Origin of the sequence: Shimia sagamensis (assembly GCF_900182745.1) — a bacterium.
GTDB lineage: Bacteria > Pseudomonadota > Alphaproteobacteria > Rhodobacterales > Rhodobacteraceae > Shimia > Shimia sagamensis.
Window position 1 is genome coordinate 136,915 of record NZ_FXTY01000006.1, and the last position, 16,285, is coordinate 153,199.

Genomic DNA, 16,285 nt, shown 5'->3' on the forward strand with positions numbered 1-16,285 from the left:
ACGAAGAAAGACTTTGCTATGAAAAAACCATTGCCGGAAGTGCGCCCAAACACCTGGGAATTTCTGCGCGACCCGATGATCGCTCCCACCGGCTTTCGTGAATATGACGCCCGCTGGCAATTCCCAGAGGCCATCAACCTGCCGGGCATGACCGCCCTTGGCTTTGGTCTAGGCACGCAGATGCAGCGCCGTGGCATCGAGCCCGTCATTGCCGTGGGCAACGACTACCGCGACTATTCCGTGTCCATCAAAATGGCGCTGATTGTGGGCCTGATGAAGGCGGGCATTCACGTCAAGGACATCGGCCCTGCCCTGTCGCCCATGGCCTATTTCTCCCAGTTTCACCTGGATGCCCCTGCTGTGGCCATGGTCACCGCCTCGCACAACCCAAATGGTTGGACTGGCGTGAAGATGGGCTTTGAAAAGCCGCTCACCCACGGCCCGGATGAGATGGCAGAACTGCGCGACATCGTGTTGAACGGCGACTTTGACGCCCATGACGGTGGCAAACATGAATTTATCAACGGCGTGCGCGAGGCTTATCTCGACGATCTGGTTGGCGATTTCAAAATGTCTCGCCCGCTGAAGGTTGTCTGCGCCACTGGCAACGGCACTGCCGCCGCCTTTGCGCCAGAGCTCTTCAAACGCATGGGTGTGGAAGTGGTCGAGAGCCATTGTGAACTCGATTACACTTTCCCGCACTACAACCCCAACCCCGAAGCCATGGAAATGCTGCACGACATGTCTGCCTCCGTGAAAGCCTCCGGCGCAGACCTTGCGCTTGGCTTTGACGGCGATGGCGACCGCTGCGGCTTGGTGGACGACGAAGGTGAGGAAATCTTTGCTGACAAGGTGGGCGTGATCATGGCCAAAGACCTTGGCAAGCTTTACCCCAACGCCACCTTTGTCGCGGACGTGAAATCCACTGGCCTATATGCCGCTGACCCGGATCTTTTGGCCACCGGCGCCAAGACCGATTATTGGAAGACCGGCCACAGTCACATGAAACGCCGTGTGAAGGAAATTGGCGCATTGGCGGGCTTTGAAAAGTCCGGGCACTACTTCCTCGCCGATCCAATTGGTCGCGGCTACGACTGTGGCATGCGCGTGGCTGTCGAGATCTGCAAAATGCTCGACCGCAACCCGGACATGAAAATGTCGGACATGCGCAAAGCCTTGCCCAAAACGTGGTCCACTCCCACGATGTCGCCCTATGCGTCTGATACCGAGAAATACGACATTCTGGAGCGTATCGTGGCCAAGCTCTCCGCTATGCACGAAGCTGGCGACAAAATTGCCGGACGTTCCATCAGCGAAGTTGTGACTGTAAACGGCGCGCGCGTCATTCTGGACAACGGCAGCTGGGGCCTTGTGCGCGCTAGTTCCAACACACCCAACTTGGTGGTGGTGATTGAAAGCAATGAAAGCGACGCAGAGATGCGCCAAATCTTTGCCGACATTGACACGGTGATCCGCACAGAACCCGGTGTTGGCGACTACGATCAAACGATTTAAGGCGTTAACCGCGAGCCTCTTGCGCCCCGCAGCACCTATCCATAGCCCAAGAATTTACAGGCCCGCGCCAATGCCGGGCCTGTTTCTTATTGCACCTGAGCGTTGCGCCTTCTGGCCAAGGGTTGCCCCCCTTGCGTCGCCTCAAGACACTACATTTCTATCGCCCCATCTGGTCTACAAATGCTGGCAGTTGCGGCGGGAATCCAGTACCTTGCCCCACATGGAACGCAAAGCCACGCTCAGCTCGCAACAGGCACCGACGCAGCAATGACACTCGACGTCTTGCTACCGGAACTGCGCGCCTATGCGCTTTCTTTGTCCAAACACCGCCATGATTCCGAAGACTTGGTCCAAGACGCGATCGAACGCGCATTGCGGTCGGACAAGCGCCCAAAACCACTGGCTGATCTGCGCCCATGGATGTTTCGGATCATTCGCAATCTGCATGTGGATGAGACACGAAAAAAACGCGTGCGCATGGAATATTCCAATACGCAAAGCCGTTTATCTATTGACCTAACGCAAAGCCACGACCATGCCGAAGACATAACTGTACGGACGACATTTGCGACCTTACCGCCCGCCATGCGAGAAGTGTTGTTTCTTGTTGATGTCATGGGCATGAAATACGCTGAAGCCGCCGAAATCATGGAGGTGCCACATGGCACTGTGATGAGCCGGGTCAGCCGCGCCCGCCGCGCGTTGATCGAAGCAATTGAGGCCACGCCAGAGCGGGCCAACAAGGACACCAAAAGATGACCGATCTAAGCGACAGCGATTGGGACCTGATCAACGCCTATGCAGACGGCGAACTGCCCGCATCTGACCTGCAGGCCTTTGAGGCCCGCCTGTCTAACGAGCTTGCGTTACAAGAGGCGCTGCAGAAGGTGCAGATGGTGTCCAGCGCATTGGCGCAGATGCGCCCCGAGGTGGCCATGCCCGCTTTGGATTCCGCGCAACCTGCAAACCGCAACTGGCGCCCCCTCGCGACTTGCGCCTCCTTTGCGGCCATGGCGATTGTCGCCGCAGGCGTGTTTATCATGTCATCCAAAGCGCCAAAATCTGCGATCGAGCTACATCAGGCGTTCTTGGACACAAGCTACACACTGTCATCAGTGTCCGACGTTCAAAACGTTGAAGTACAGGCAAATCCGTTGGCGCCTGAGTTGCTGATGGCCAATCTGTATCTGGTGGAGCAGACAACCTTGTCCGGTGGCCGCAGCGCTGCGCATTACAAAGGGCGTAACAACTGCCGTCTGACCCTGATTTCCGGACCAAATGTGGCGTCCACCGCAGTGCCAGAAGGTGTCCGCGCAGTGCAGTGGGATACCAACGGGCGTGGCTTTGTTGTCTTGGCATCAGGCATGGATCAGCGTCGATTTAACGCCATTGCAGAGTTCCTGCGTCAGGCAACCCATGCACCAACCCAACCCAAAACCGTTTTGGCAATGAAACAGGCCACAGATGCGGCGGCCCCTTGTCAGCAAGTCTAATCCGGATCTCGCTTGAACGGAGCTAGGGAGGCCCTTTGCCGCGTTTCGCCGGCAAAGGGCCTCAACTTTAAGACATTAGTTCTTTTTGCCCGGGAAGTTGGGGCGATCTACGCCATAATTCGCGGTGAGGTAGTCGAGAATAATCGTGCGTTCAGGCTCCTCAAACTCGTCCATGCCCTGATCTTCGACCATCCACTCAAACAATTCGAGCCAGCCATCGCGGCTGAGCCCCTGCTGCGCGACAATCATCTCGGAATGACAGGCAGAACAGGCATAAAAGGTCTCTTCAACACCCGGCGCGTCATGGAGAATGCCGTATTCGTAGTCTTCTTGCTCATCAGCGGCCTCACCCGAGGCCGTCTCTACCGAAGAGTCAAAGCTCAGCGGTGCGTCACTGTTCTGATTGAGAAACGCAATCAGATTGGCCCGGTCAGAGGCTTTCTTCATGCCTGCAAAAGTCATCTTGGTGCCTTTGACCAAGGCTTTTGGCTTGGTCAGGAACGCGTCCAGCTGATCGACAGACCATGTGCCCCCCAACGCGATAAGCGGCTTGGAGTATTTGTATCCATCCACAGCGGCCACCGGCCCGCCCACAATTCCATAAAGATTGGGGCCGGTCTTTTTCTTGCCGCCCTGATCAACCGTGTGACAGGCCTTACATTTCTTGAAGGCTTTTTCGCCTTTGGCAATGTTGGCTTCCGGCAGCAGCTCGGCGACGGTTTCGGCATAAGACATAGCTGGCAAAGCAAGCGTCAGGCAAAAGCCCAGACTTGCCCCGATGGCGGGGATACGCATGGAGGTCTCCTGGTAGTGGTGTGAGTGTGTCTTCGGATGGACGGCGCCGCAACGCCGTCCAGATTGGGTAAATTAGCTGACGCGCAGGCCAACCCGGTGCATGGTGTTGTTGAGATACCCTTTGGGGTTCCAATCAATGGCAAACGGCTGCATTTCGCCATTGCTGTCAGTCGCCCGCGCCCAAACTTCGTAGTAGCCGGCCTGCGGGAAGGACACATTGGACCGCCAGTTCTGCCACGCGCCGGAGTTCACCGGTGCATCCAGCTCTGCGGTCTGCCAGGTGGCGCCAAAGTCCGAAGAAACTTCCAGCTTTTCAATTGTGCGGTCACCGGACCACGCGTGCCCGCGCACCTCGGTTTCCATACCCACGTCTGCACCATTGGCTGGGAAAGTCACCAAAGATTTCACCGGCATACGCTCGATGATCACAAAGTCTTCGGTTTCTACCTTTTCACCCGGAGCCACCGGGCGGTTTGGCACACGGTACGCTTTGCCGGTCATCTTTGGACCATCATGCACAACGTCCCGCAGCTCGATGCGTGTCAGCCATTTTTGGGCTGTGGAGGCGGGCCAACCTGGCACCACCAGACGCAGAGGCGCGCCATTAAGCGGGTGCAACGGGGCACCGTTCATTTCAAACGCAATCAGAATCTCATCTGTCATCGCTTTGCCAATTGGCATGCCGCGCGAAATTGGCAGTTTGTCTGGATCGCCAGACAAGTGCGCATCCGCGCCATAGTGGGCTGTGTAAACCACGTTGGATTGCACCCCTGCCGCTTCCAGCACGTCTTTCAATCGCACACCGGTCCACTCGGAACAGGCCACCGCACCATAGGTCCACTGGTTGCCTTTGGCTGGCGGATTAAAAAAGCCGCGCCCGTTGCCGCCACATTCCAGCGTCAGCGCACTGGTGACCACTTCGAACTTTTCTTTCAGATCCGCGATGCTCAACGTCATCGGCGTGTCAACAAAACCGTCAATGGTCAATGTCCAGCTTGCCGCATCGGTATCCATTGGAGGAATGCCGTTGTTGCGCACAAAGTGGCGTGAGGTTGGGGTGATCGCATCATCCAGAAGCTCTGGCGGGGTTTCCGCGTTCACCGGCCGGTCATTAAGCAGCGTCAAGCCGTCTTTGCCCACCAGAACGTCCTCAGACGCCATGGCCGCTGGCACAAAACCAATTGGCATATTGCGATGGAACGGGATCGACGTGCCCACCATGGCCGCCATAGTGGCCAGGCCGGTGCGCTTGAGGAAGCCGCGGCGGTCCGGGTTTGGCACCCGCCCGTAAAACTCCTTGTCCGCCTTCTCCGGGTTCTCGGCGAAAAAGCTGTTTACGTCCTTAGTCTTATCGTCGTCGGCCATATTATCCTCCCATGGCGTAGTGCTGTTGGGCGCCCCACTCTGATTGGTGGTTGCAAGGGACTAACGGATGGCACCGCTAAAATATTCCTTTGAGAGTCATATTTTTGGGGAACAGGCGGCAATGTCGGGTACAGGGCCCCTTTTCAATTAACAAATTTGGTGTGCCAACGACAAAATCCTGAAACAAAAAAGCCCCCGGACGTACATCCAGGAGGCTGTTTCTTAAACCGCGGCCTTGCAGATCACGCGACAAATCTATCTTCATCCACGTCTTCAGCATCCATATCCGGTGCTTGCATGACCTTGAAACCTGACACAGTGCTCGACAGAATTTTGGATTCCGACTGTGCCCCCTGCATGGCGGTGTTAACCTCAAAAAACGCCGCTGCATTTTCCTGTGTCGACTTGTCCAAACGCCCTACGGCCACGTTGATTTCGTTGATACCAACGGAGGTGTCTTTGGTGGCTGCCGCAATGTGGCGAATTTGATCAGTGGCGCCGTTGACCCCAACAACAATCTCATCAAACGCCTTGCCTGTATCGCGGACCAAGGACACGCCCCGCTCCACTGTTGACCCGGTGGTTTTGATAAGCTCTGAAATTTGTCTGGCGGACTCTGACGATTTTTGCGCCAAGGCACGGACTTCAGACGCCACAACAGCAAATCCTTGCCCCGCCTCTCCCGCACGGGCCGCTTCGACACCCGCATTAAGCGCCAGTAGGTTGGTTTGGAACGCAATGTCCTCGATAACAGCCAAGGTGCCATCAATTGAGTCTGTGGCCGCTTCGATTTCCGCCATCGCCTCAACCGCCAAGCTCATGACCTGCTGCCCTTGAGCCGCACGGTTTGTGATGTCATCAACGGAGGTATTTGCTTCAGTTGCCGACGCCGCCATGGAGCCAACCGTAGAGGACATCTGCTCCAACGCCGCCGCCGTTTCTTCCAAGGCCGCCGCGTTTTGCTCGGAGTTTGCCGCCACGGAATCCGTGGTGCGAGACACTTCTGACGACACATTTTCCACAACAGCCGCGGATTTTGACACCAGATTGATTTTCTCAGACAAGCTGTCGGTTGCAGTGTTCATCGAGGTGGCGATATCGCCAAAAATCCCCTGAAACCCGTCGGGCATCCGATAGGTCAAATCCTGCTGCTCCATATGGCTCAGACCGCTGCGCACCGCCTCCAGACCTTCATTTGCAGAACTGCCGATGCTGTTCACCTTCACACAGATCTCTTTGAAGATGCCCTCTTTGTCCTCAGTGCCAAGCTGGCCAGTGAAATCGCCACGCGCACAGGCTTCGACCACTTCGGCGATCTCTTCAGCAGCAACTTTTTCTGAGGCGCGTTGGGCCAGCAACAGCTCGATTGAGGCATGCAGTTCAGCAATTTCCTTGGCGGAGCTGCGGTATTTAAGCGGTTCGGCCTCGTCCCCGCGGGCAGCCGAGGCCAACGCCTGAGTGCCTTCACGCAATGGGCGCAGCTGTCGGCGGCACCAGATCAACATGGCGCCGAGGAAAAGCGCGATCATGCCAAGAAGAGCCCCCATCGCCCGGAAAATCACCGCCGATTTTTCGGCCTGCTGGGCGGAAAAGTCGGACAGCAAAATCAGATCAAAGGCCGTGCCGTCTTGGTTGACGCCAATCCGGTTGCGCGCGGCAACAAAGTGCTGCTCGCCCGTGGCAATCACATCAAATGTCAAATCATTGCCAGCAAGCGCATTCATCGCTGTGGAAGTAATTTCGGCTTGGTCCGGGCCTGCGGCAACGTCGGCCTCAGGGTCCGCTTCAGCAACCAGAGGCGCTTCATAGCCTTGCAACGTCCAGTCCGCATTTGGATGAACCTCAGCTAAAAGCACACTCATTTGCATCGCCTCGGCGATCACCGGCAGGCTGGACTGCGCGTCCAGAGCAAGCAGGCCATAACCCACCACATTCCGTCCGGAGAACAGAGGGAAGGCATAGACCGCGCCAATGCGCGTGTCGTCAATCTGTGTGATCTCAAAGGCCCGTTGGCGACTGTCTTTGATCTGTCGAACAATCTCCGGGGTGCCAGCCTGCTTCAGGGGCTCATCCTGGGTGCTGAACGCAGCGACAGACGTGCCGTCTTTGTCAAAAATGATCAGATCGGAAATTTCGCCCGACGCAGAGGCGCGGTTGAACGTGGAGGTTAAGTCCTCTTTCAGGGCGGCGAAATCTCCGTCTTTCAGAGCATTCATACTGTCTCTGGACCGGGAAATTGTGCGGCCGTGGGTTGTGAGTGTCTTCTCGCTGCGTTGCAGGACCTGCACGGCTGCAACGCTGGCGTTTTCTGCGTTTAGGGACAGCAAAGTTGTCTCAACCCGCTTCAAAATGGCGCCTCCGCCAAAGACAAAGGCTGCGGTCATGGCCATGGCAAAAATACAAAGCCCCACGACGATACGGTTTGAAAGTGACATATGTGCTGTCCCCAATAGTTTTCTTAAATCTCTGGTCGATTATTCAATCGGGAACCCTGCGTTTTCCCACGCTGGGTAGCCATCGCGGAAGTAATACACTTTGCCAAAGCCCCAGGAGACAGCCATTTCAGCAGCTTTTGAGGAGCGCATGCAGGAGTGACCGTTGCAGTAGAACACAACCGGCACATCAGCGCCGACAACTTCAGCCAGAGCATCTTGTGTCAGGGCAGATTTCACATCCAGATGCACGGCACCCGGAATGCGGCCCGCTTCATAATCAGACGGCTTGCGCACGTCGATAAAGGCCACGCCTTCATCAAACAGTTGAACCGCCTCTGCTGGTGATACCGTGGTTGCGCCGGATACCGTTTCAGGGGATTGCGCAGCCAGTGCAGCAAATGGCAATAGCACCAACGCTGCGACTGCCGCGAGCTTGCTCAGAAAATGTGACATTTGGATCTCCAAGGTTACAGTCCGATTGGACAATTGGATCCAAGTAAGCTCAATTCCTCTAATTTTCTGCTAACCGCGAAATCTTGGCAGACCACACAACCCACCATATCTCCTAATTTGGCCACACGGACAACGCCGCTGCTGCGGCAAGAAAATCCGCAATCTCACAATCCACTAAGTGCCAAATTGGAGACCCGGTCCGTACTCCAAATTGGCCAAACACCCGCGAAAGCTGACTCCTCGCGGGTGCTTCTTATGCCAATTCTGTCGCTCAGGCCGCCAAACCGCGGCCTTTCAAAAGAGCCTCAACACCGGGCAGACGCCCGCGGAACCGCTTATACAGCTCGTCCGCCTCCACCGAGCCGCCAGTCGACAAGATATGCCGCTCCAGCGCCTTTGCCGTCTCCGGATCAAACGCGCTGCCCGCCTCCTCAAAGGCTTCAAACGCGTCCGCATCCATCACCTCAGACCACATGTAGCTGTAATAACCTGAGCTATAGCCGTCTCCGGCAAACACATGGGCAAAATGAGGCGTCGCATGGCGCATGGTGATCGCCGCTGGCATGCCCAGCTCCGCCAGAACCTCCGCCTGCTTGGCCATCGGATCGCTTGGGGCCGCGCCTTCGTGAAACGCCAGATCGACCAGCGCGGAGGCAACATATTCCACCGTGGCAAAGCCCTGATCAAAGTTCGCCGCACCCAGCACCTTCTCCAGCATCGCTTGCGGCATCGCCTCGCCGGTCTCCGCATGGGTGGCATACTCCGCCAGCACCTCGGGAACCTCCAGCCAGTGTTCATACAGCTGGCTTGGCAACTCCACAAAGTCCCGCGCCACCGACGTGCCGGAAATGCTCTCATAGGTCACATTGGACAGCATCTGATGCAGCGCATGCCCAAACTCGTGGAACAACGTGCGCGCATCGTCATAGGACAACAGCGCCGGGTCACCCTTTGCAAAGTTGCAGACGTTGATCACAACCGGCCCCTGCACCTCAGGGAATTTCGCCTGCCCCCGCATCGCCGAACACCACGCGCCAGAGCGTTTTCCGCCCCGCGCAAAATAGTCGCCGATGAAAACCGCCACGTGATCTCCGTCGCGTGTCACTTCCCAGGCGCGGCAATCCTCATGGTAAAGCGGCACATCCAACTCTTTGAATGCCAGACCGAACAGTTTGCTTGCACAGGCAAAGCTCGCCTCGATCATGCGGTTAAGCTGCAAGTACGGCTTCAGCGCCGCCTCATCCAAATCATGTTCCGCCTTGCGCCGCTTCTCCGCGTAATAGCGCCAATCCCACGGCGCCAGATCGCCGTTGATGCCATCCGAATGCATCATCTCTGTCAGCACGACAGCATCTGCCTCTGCCCGCGCCTTCGCAGGCGCCCAAACATCCATCAACAGCCCACGCACCGCATCGGGCGTCTTAGCCATCTCGGTTTCCAGCTTGTAGTCGGCAAAACTTGCGTAGCCCAAAAGCTTCGCCCGCTCCTCGCGCAGCGCAAGTATCTCGCCCGCAATCGCACGATTATCGGTCTCGCCCCCATTGGCGCCCCGCGAGGCCCAGGCGTCAAACGCCTTCTCCCGCAGATCACGCCGCGGCGAGAACTGCAAAAACGGCACAATGATCGAACGTGACAAGGTCACAACAGGCCCTTCCGCGCCCTTCTCTTCGCCTGCGGCCCGCGCCGCATCCACCGCAAACGCCGGCAATCCTTCGAGGTCTTCCTCAGCCAAAGGCATGAACCATTCGCGCTCATCCGCCAGAAGGTTCTGCGTGAACTCTGTGCCCAGCACCGCCAAGCGACCTTTGATCTCTTTCATGCGCGCATCCGCGTCGCCTTCAAGCGCAGCCCCGCCGCGCACAAAGCCGCGATGGGTCAACATCAGCACCCGCTGCTGCTCTTCCGTCAGGTCCAACGTGTCCCGCGCGTCCCAAATGGCTTGGATCCGGCCAAACAACGCTTTGTTGGCTGAAATCTCTGCCGAATGCGCCGCCAACTTCGGCGAGAACGCCCGCTGCAACTCTTCCCGCGCCGGATTGCTGTCTGCACCGGCCACCGAGAAGAACACCGACAGCACTTTGTCGAGCCCCTCACCGGCCACTTCCATCGCCTCGATGGTGTTGGCAAAGCTGGGTGCCTCGGCACTGTCGGCAATGGCGTCAACTTCGACTTTATGCGCCGCCAAAGCTTCCTCAAAAGCAGGCGCAAAGTCAGCGTCAGAAATCTTGTCAAACGGGGCGAGCTTAAACGGGGTGTCCCAATTGGACAGCAGCGGATTTGTCATCAGATGAATCTCCTTTGATCCCACCCTAGGCAGCGCTCAAAGCAGGTGCAATCCACCTCACCAATCCGTGCGCAGCTGCACAACTACGCGCGGCATGTGCATCCATCGCCACAGTTGCAATACAGTCGTGATACAGACGCAATACCGATGCGGAAAATCAGGCGTTTTTACCGCCGCAAGTTGGGCAATCAGAGCGGGACTTCAGCCCAATCTTGCGGGTCTCCCCCCACAGCGCATCATAGATCATCATCTCACCGCGCAGGGCCGCCCCGGCGCCGGTGATCACCTTGATTGCCTCCGCCGCCATCATCGTGCCAACCACGCCCGGCAGTGGCCCAACAACCCCAGCCTCTGAGCAACTGGGGGCCATGCCTGGCGCAGGGGCTTCCGGGAAAATACATTGATAACAAGGGGTTCCACCGGCGGGATCAAACACGCTCAACTGGCCCTCCCATTGCGAAAGCGCGCCGGAAATCAACGGTTTGCCCTGTGCCACGCAGACCTCATTCACCAAGTAGCGCGTGCCAAAATTATCCGTGCCATCCAGCACCAGATCATATGCGCCAATGATCTCCGCCGCATCTTCTTCGGTCAGCCGACGCGGATACGGCACCACCGTCACAAACGGATTCTGCGCCGTCATCGCCTCCGCCGCCGACAACACCTTTGGCGTGCCAATCGCCTCATCTTTGTGGATCACTTGACGCTGCAGATTGGAGTTGTCGACCACGTCGTCATCCACCACCCCGATTGTGCCTACTCCAGACGCTGCCAGATACAGCAAAACCGGTGAGCCAAGCCCTCCGGCGCCGACCACCAACACCCTGGCATCTTTAAGTTTTTTCTGCCCCAAACCACCCAGTTCGCGCAGCACAATATGACGTGCATAGCGGTTCAATTCGGTGTCGGTAAACAGCTCTTGCGCGGCACTCTCCTGCGCCGCATCTGAAGTTTTGGCATCTGCTTTTTGGCGCAGTTTCTGCACCATTGAGGAATAGCCCAACACAACCGCAACTGCCGCGCCAATCATCAACCACATCGCCAAGCTACCACCCGTCGCAACCACCAACTGATGCTCTGGCGGAAACACAAGTTGCACGCCGACAACGGCCAGATACAGCAGCCCAATCATGGTCCAGCGCGCAGACTTAGGCGCGCCCATCACCATGCCAATCGCCCAAAGCCCGGCAACCATTGCAAGCACCAAAAACATCAAAGCACTCCCGTCGAGCCAAACCCACCGGACCCACGGCTGGTCTCACTAAGCTCTTGATCCAATTGAAACTCTGCCATCACGACCGGTGCCACAACCATCTGCGCAATGCGCATGCCATGGCTGATCTCAAAGGCCTCCTGACCCGCGTTCAAAACAATCACCCCAAGCGGCCCCCGATAATCACTGTCGATTGTGCCCGGGCTGTTGGGCAAAGTGATCCCATGCTTTAGAGCCAATCCGGACCGCGGCCGCATCTGCACCTCAAAACCCCTTGGGATTTCCAGCGACAATCCAGTGGGGACCAAGGCCCGCGCGCCCGGCGCCAGTGTCACGCCATCCCGTTGATCTAACGGAAAATTTACCCGCACATCCGCCCCGGCAGAGCCTGCCGTTTCATACGACGGCAAACCCACTGACCGATCCGCATCGTCCAACCATTTTAGCTTAATTGGCACCGCAGCCATGTCTTCACTGTCCCCAAATATCCCCGCCGGAGGCCGCGCCTTGGCGCGTCACTTTATCAGCGCCTGCGCCACACGTGCCGCCAGTTTCTCTGCAACGTCAGCCTTGCCCATGCGCGGCCAAGCCTCTGATCCACCGTCCGAGATCAGAGTCACCGCATTTTCACTGCCGCCCATAATCCCGGTCGCCGGGCTCACATCATTGGCCACAATCCAATCGCAGCCTTTGCGCAGCCGCTTTGCTGTGGCGTTGTCAATCACATCATCAGTTTCAGCAGCAAAGCCAACCACCAAGCCAGGGCGCCCGTCATCCATCTGGCTCACGGTGGCCAAAATGTCGGGGTTCTCGGCAAACTCCAATGTTGGCAAGCCGCCTTTGGTCTTTTTTATCTTGCTGTCAGAGGCACTTACCACCCGCCAGTCCGCCACCGCCGCACAGAAAATCGCCGCGTCCGCCGGCAAACATCCCCGCACCGCGTCCATCATTTCCGCCGCCGTCTGTACCTCAACCAAATGCACACCATCCGGGCGCGCCGCATCTGCTGGTCCCGTGACAAACACCACTTCCGCGCCGAGTTTCATCAGCGCATTGGCAATCGCAGTGCCCTGTGCCCCGGACGAGCGATTTGCAATGTAACGCACCGGGTCAATTGGCTCATGTGTCGGCCCCGAGGTCACCAACACCCGCTTCCCTTGCAACGGGCCTTCTGACAGAGCGCCTTGAATTGCTTGCACAATTTCCATCGGCTCAGACATCCGCCCCGGCCCAAACTCACCACAGGCCATATCCCCCTCGTTGGGGCCAACAAACGTTATACCATCTGCCTTCAACTGCGCCAGATTGCGCTGCGTTGCCGGATGATCCCACATGCGCACATTCATCGCAGGTGCCACCAACACTGGCGTATCCGTCGCCAACAACAGCGTCGACGCCATGTCATTGGCCAGACCATTGGTCATCTTCGCCATCAAATCCGCCGTCCCCGGCGCAACCACAATCAAATCGGCAGACCGTGACAATTGTATATGGCCCATATCGGCCTCATCGGTCAGATCAAACAGATCGCGATAGGCTTTCTCTCCCGCGAGTGACGACACCGACAGAGGCGTGACAAACTCTTCCGCAGCACGGGTCAACACTGGCGTCACCCAAGCGCCGCGCTCGCGCAACCTCCGGATCAACTCAAGCGACTTATAGGCCGCGATTCCGCCGGCAATGATCAGGAGAATTCGTTTGTCTGTCAGCATTTAGCAGAGCTCTTTCGCGCTAGGGTGCCCAAATCTAAGCCGCATGAGCCTAAGGAGCAAGCATGCTTATTTGAAGGCTTCACACGGGTCGTCCCGCGCGGCCGCTTCGGTCACAATCCAGAGATCATAAGGCTGCGCCCCTTCGGGTTCACTCTCAAACTGACCAAAAGACATCGAAGACACCTCTTTAGGCAACAACACCGGGGCGCCCCAATCCGTGCGCGCGTGGCCATTGCCTGTGATCACCGCCACCGGCCCACCAGTTTCCGCCAACGCTTCCGTCACCGCTTGCGCCAGCCGCGCATCGCGCAACCGCTGCGCCATAACCATGCCTGGCAACATCTCTTCTGGCAACGCATCACAATGCGCCGCCAGTTGCAGCGCCTCGCGTTCTTCCTGTTGCGCTTTCGGCAACGGCAAAGTCAGGCCAAAAACCGCTCCCGCTCCGTCAAGAACGCCACTCATGTCGCCACCCTTAAACGCAATCCCGGCGGCCTCTCGTGGCACCTGTGCCCCGAAAACTTTTGCATCCCCAAGCACCGCAAATATCGGATAGTACATCGCAAAATCTGGCCAGCCGCTCTCCGCCCAGCCCAGCGCCGCATCCAGTGCGAGTTGATCATCCAGCAATTCTTGTGTCACCTGCGCCGCCTGTTCCGGCACCAACATCTCAAACACAACCGCCTTTGGCGCGATCGCCAGCAAAGCTTGGGTTTGATTGTCATGATGGATCGGATTGTCATGGATTTCCCCAAAGAAAACCACATCCACGTCGCGAAACACATCGTAGGACACCGATTGTGCGGCAACCGAGCCAGCTACGAAGGCAGCGGCCAGAGGGGCAAATATCATTTTCATGGCGCCACAAAACCGCGCACCACGGCCAGATGCAAGCCCACGTCGTGTCGCATGCCGTTTTCCAGCTTGCCCATCAAAAACGAATGACGCAGGGTGCCCGTCAATATGCAAAGGATGACGCCATGCTCCCCAAACTGAGCCTGATTTTAGGTGGTGCCAATTCCGGCAAGTCAGCATTTGCTGAGGCCCTAGTCATGGCAGAGTCACACCCGCGCATATACATTGCAACGGCACAGGCCTTTGACGATGAAATGCGCCAAAAAGTGCAAAGCCATCTGGTGCAGCGCGGTCCCAATTGGAAAACCATCGAAGCACCACTCACGACATCTGATGCGCTAGAAAATCTGCCAGAGGACACAGTTGTCCTTCTAGACTGCGCCACAATGTGGCTGTCCAATCACATGCTTGCGGAAACAGACCTTGCCGCAGAACAAGCCAAACTGCTCGACGCGCTGAAGGCCTGCCCGGCCCAGGTGGTCGTTGTCTCCAACGAGGTTGGCTTGGATGTCGTGCCGGAAAACGCCCTTGCCCGCCGCTTCCGAAATGCCCAAGGCGCTCTCAACCAAGCGATTGCCAAACAAGCGGATTTGGCTGTGCTTGTCGTGGCCGGGTTGCCGATGGTGCTCAAAGGAGAGCTGCCATGACCGAACTGCATTTGGTCCGCCACGGCCCCACCCACGCCAAAACCATGGTGGGCTGGTCAGACTTGCCCGCCGATCTCTCCGACACCGCCCAAGTTGCCCGCCTTGCGGACCACCTGCCCTCTGACGGCATTGTCATAAGCTCAGACCTGCAACGCTGCGTCGCCACCGCCGACGCCATTCAGCGCGACCGCCGCAGGCTTGCCCATGATGCAACCTTGCGCGAAATCCACTTTGGCGATTGGGAGCTCAAGTCTTTTGCAGAAATCGAAGCCAACGATCCAGACCGCATTCGCGCCTATTGGGAAACTCCCGGAGATGTCCGCCCCCCCAATGGCGAAAGCTGGAACGAGGTCACCACCCGTGTAGATGGCGCCATTGATCGCTTGATAACGACACACCAAGGTGCCAAACTGATCGTGGTTGTGCATTTTGGCGTGATCCTGACACAGATCCAACGTGCTGAGCAGCTGACCGCAGACGAGGCCTTTGCGCACCGTATCGACAACCTCTCGGTCACCTCGATCAAAATCACCGATAGCGGATGGATCACACATCCAATCAATCACATTCCGTGATGGGTTTCGTCAAAATGTTTTAATTTTGTGATATGTCATTCCGTGCTAAGTTTCCGACATGACCTATGATTTGTACCTCGGCGATTACGCCTATTCCTCCTGGTCGCTGCGCGGCTGGCTTCTGTTTGAAAAATTCGGCATCAGCCGCAACCTCACATTGGTCGACTTCTCCGACCAATCGGTGGCTGAGCAATTGCAAAAAATCGCGCCGGCGCGCACCGTGCCCACCATGGTGACACCCGAGGGCGCGATTGTCTCCGACAGTCTCGCCATTGCGGAAGAGCTTGCAACCCGTCATCCGGACGCTGGGTTGTGGCCAGCCGACCCCGGCGCCCGTGCCACTGCCCGTAACCTGGCGGCAGAAATGCACGCCGGCTTCTTCACGCTGCGCAACGACTGCCCAATGAACCTGCGCCAAGCCTACGCGGACTCGTCCCCCTCCGACGATCTGCTCAAGGACCTGCAACGCCTTGAAACCATTTGGGAACACGCCCGCGCCACCTATGGCACTGATGGTCCCTGGCTGTGCGGATCTTACAGCATTGCAGATGCTTTCTTTGCGCCGGTAGCCGCTCGCATTGCCGGCTACAACTTACCCGTTGGAGCCGTTGCGCAGGCCTATGTAGACACCACCCTATCTGACCCGGCATTCCGTCGCTGGCGGGCCATGGGGCTCGTGCGCGGTGAAACCCTGCCGTGGTACGCCAAAGACTACCCAACACGCGCCTGGCCTGGCCCCGCAGCGCTCACCGCCAAAGCCGTCGAGGGCGGCACGCCCGAAAATGCCAACTGCCCCTACTCCGGCAAACCTTCCACACATCTGATGGAATTCAACGGACGCACCTTTGGCATGTGCAACGCTTTCTGCCGCGACAAGACTGTGGCTGACCCAGAAGCCTGGCCCGCCTTCATGGCACTGCTCTAAGCATAAATTAACCTTTCT

The 16,285-nt window shown here is 57.5% G+C and carries 15 protein-coding genes; 6 read left to right on the forward strand and 9 right to left on the reverse strand.

Annotated elements, in window-relative coordinates:
• Positions 1-18 precede the first annotated feature (18 nt).
• The 3 genes from QOL67_RS16035 to QOL67_RS16045 all read left to right on the forward strand — a co-directional run bounded on the left by QOL67_RS16035 (position 19) and on the right by QOL67_RS16045 (position 3,008).
• Positions 19-1,515 carry a phosphomannomutase/phosphoglucomutase gene (locus QOL67_RS16035; RefSeq protein ID WP_283426988.1) on the forward strand — a complete coding sequence of 499 codons (1,497 nt, stop codon included), beginning with the start codon at positions 19-21 and terminating at the stop codon, positions 1,513-1,515.
• A gap of 267 nt (positions 1,516-1,782) precedes the next feature.
• Entirely contained in the window at positions 1,783-2,274 is a 492-nt protein-coding gene (locus QOL67_RS16040; RefSeq protein WP_283426989.1) for an RNA polymerase sigma factor, read from the forward strand.
• Positions 2,271-3,008, forward strand: coding sequence for an anti-sigma factor family protein (locus tag QOL67_RS16045; RefSeq protein ID WP_283426990.1), 738 nt, complete (start codon positions 2,271-2,273; stop codon positions 3,006-3,008). Before QOL67_RS16040 ends, QOL67_RS16045 begins: the two co-directional genes overlap by 4 nt.
• 75 nt (positions 3,009-3,083) lie before the next feature.
• On the opposite strand, the gene QOL67_RS16050 is transcribed toward QOL67_RS16045, so the two are convergent.
• From QOL67_RS16050 to QOL67_RS16090, 9 genes are all read right to left on the reverse strand, one after another.
• Positions 3,084-3,803, reverse strand: a complete 720-nt coding sequence (locus QOL67_RS16050; protein ID WP_283426991.1) for a c-type cytochrome — start codon at positions 3,801-3,803, stop codon at positions 3,084-3,086.
• 72 nt (positions 3,804-3,875) lie between these two features.
• Entirely contained in the window at positions 3,876-5,168 is a 1,293-nt protein-coding gene (locus QOL67_RS16055) for a sulfite oxidase (RefSeq protein WP_283426992.1), read from the reverse strand.
• Between the two features lie 242 nt (positions 5,169-5,410).
• Positions 5,411-7,603, reverse strand: a complete 2,193-nt coding sequence (locus QOL67_RS16060) for a methyl-accepting chemotaxis protein (RefSeq protein ID WP_283426993.1) — start codon at positions 7,601-7,603, stop codon at positions 5,411-5,413.
• A gap of 39 nt (positions 7,604-7,642) precedes the next feature.
• Complete coding sequence (locus QOL67_RS16065; RefSeq protein WP_283426994.1) at positions 7,643-8,056, reverse strand: rhodanese-like domain-containing protein; 414 nt, start codon at positions 8,054-8,056, stop codon at positions 7,643-7,645.
• 271 nt (positions 8,057-8,327) lie between these two features.
• On the reverse strand, positions 8,328-10,340 hold the full coding sequence (locus QOL67_RS16070; RefSeq protein WP_283426995.1) for a M3 family metallopeptidase: 2,013 nt from the start codon (positions 10,338-10,340) through the stop codon (positions 8,328-8,330).
• 157 nt (positions 10,341-10,497) lie between these two features.
• Positions 10,498-11,553 (reverse strand): HesA/MoeB/ThiF family protein, encoded by a 1,056-nt coding sequence (locus QOL67_RS16075; protein ID WP_283426996.1) that lies wholly within the window; start codon positions 11,551-11,553, stop codon positions 10,498-10,500.
• A complete protein-coding gene (gene dut / locus QOL67_RS16080; RefSeq protein ID WP_283426997.1) occupies positions 11,553-12,020 on the reverse strand; it encodes a dUTP diphosphatase in 468 nt (155 codons plus the stop codon). The genes QOL67_RS16075 and dut overlap by 1 nt, the downstream gene beginning before the upstream one ends.
• Before the next feature lie 48 nt (positions 12,021-12,068).
• Entirely contained in the window at positions 12,069-13,265 is a 1,197-nt protein-coding gene (gene coaBC, locus QOL67_RS16085; RefSeq protein ID WP_283426998.1) for a bifunctional phosphopantothenoylcysteine decarboxylase/phosphopantothenate--cysteine ligase CoaBC, read from the reverse strand.
• Positions 13,266-13,331: 66 nt separating this feature from the next.
• On the reverse strand, positions 13,332-14,117 hold the full coding sequence (locus tag QOL67_RS16090; protein ID WP_283426999.1) for a ChaN family lipoprotein: 786 nt from the start codon (positions 14,115-14,117) through the stop codon (positions 13,332-13,334).
• Positions 14,118-14,245: 128 nt separating this feature from the next.
• Between QOL67_RS16090 and cobU the strand changes: the two genes are divergently transcribed.
• The 3 genes from cobU to QOL67_RS16105 are packed head-to-tail and all read left to right on the forward strand — an operon-like array spanning position 14,246 to position 16,267.
• Positions 14,246-14,767: a bifunctional adenosylcobinamide kinase/adenosylcobinamide-phosphate guanylyltransferase gene (gene cobU / locus QOL67_RS16095; protein WP_283427000.1), complete on the forward strand. Its 522-nt coding sequence runs from the start codon at positions 14,246-14,248 to the stop codon at positions 14,765-14,767.
• Entirely contained in the window at positions 14,764-15,342 is a 579-nt protein-coding gene (locus QOL67_RS16100) for a histidine phosphatase family protein (protein WP_283427001.1), read from the forward strand. Before cobU ends, QOL67_RS16100 begins: the two co-directional genes overlap by 4 nt.
• Before the next feature lie 58 nt (positions 15,343-15,400).
• On the forward strand, positions 15,401-16,267 hold the full coding sequence (locus tag QOL67_RS16105) for a glutathione S-transferase (protein ID WP_283427002.1): 867 nt from the start codon (positions 15,401-15,403) through the stop codon (positions 16,265-16,267).
• The last annotated feature ends 18 nt before the right edge of the window (positions 16,268-16,285 follow it).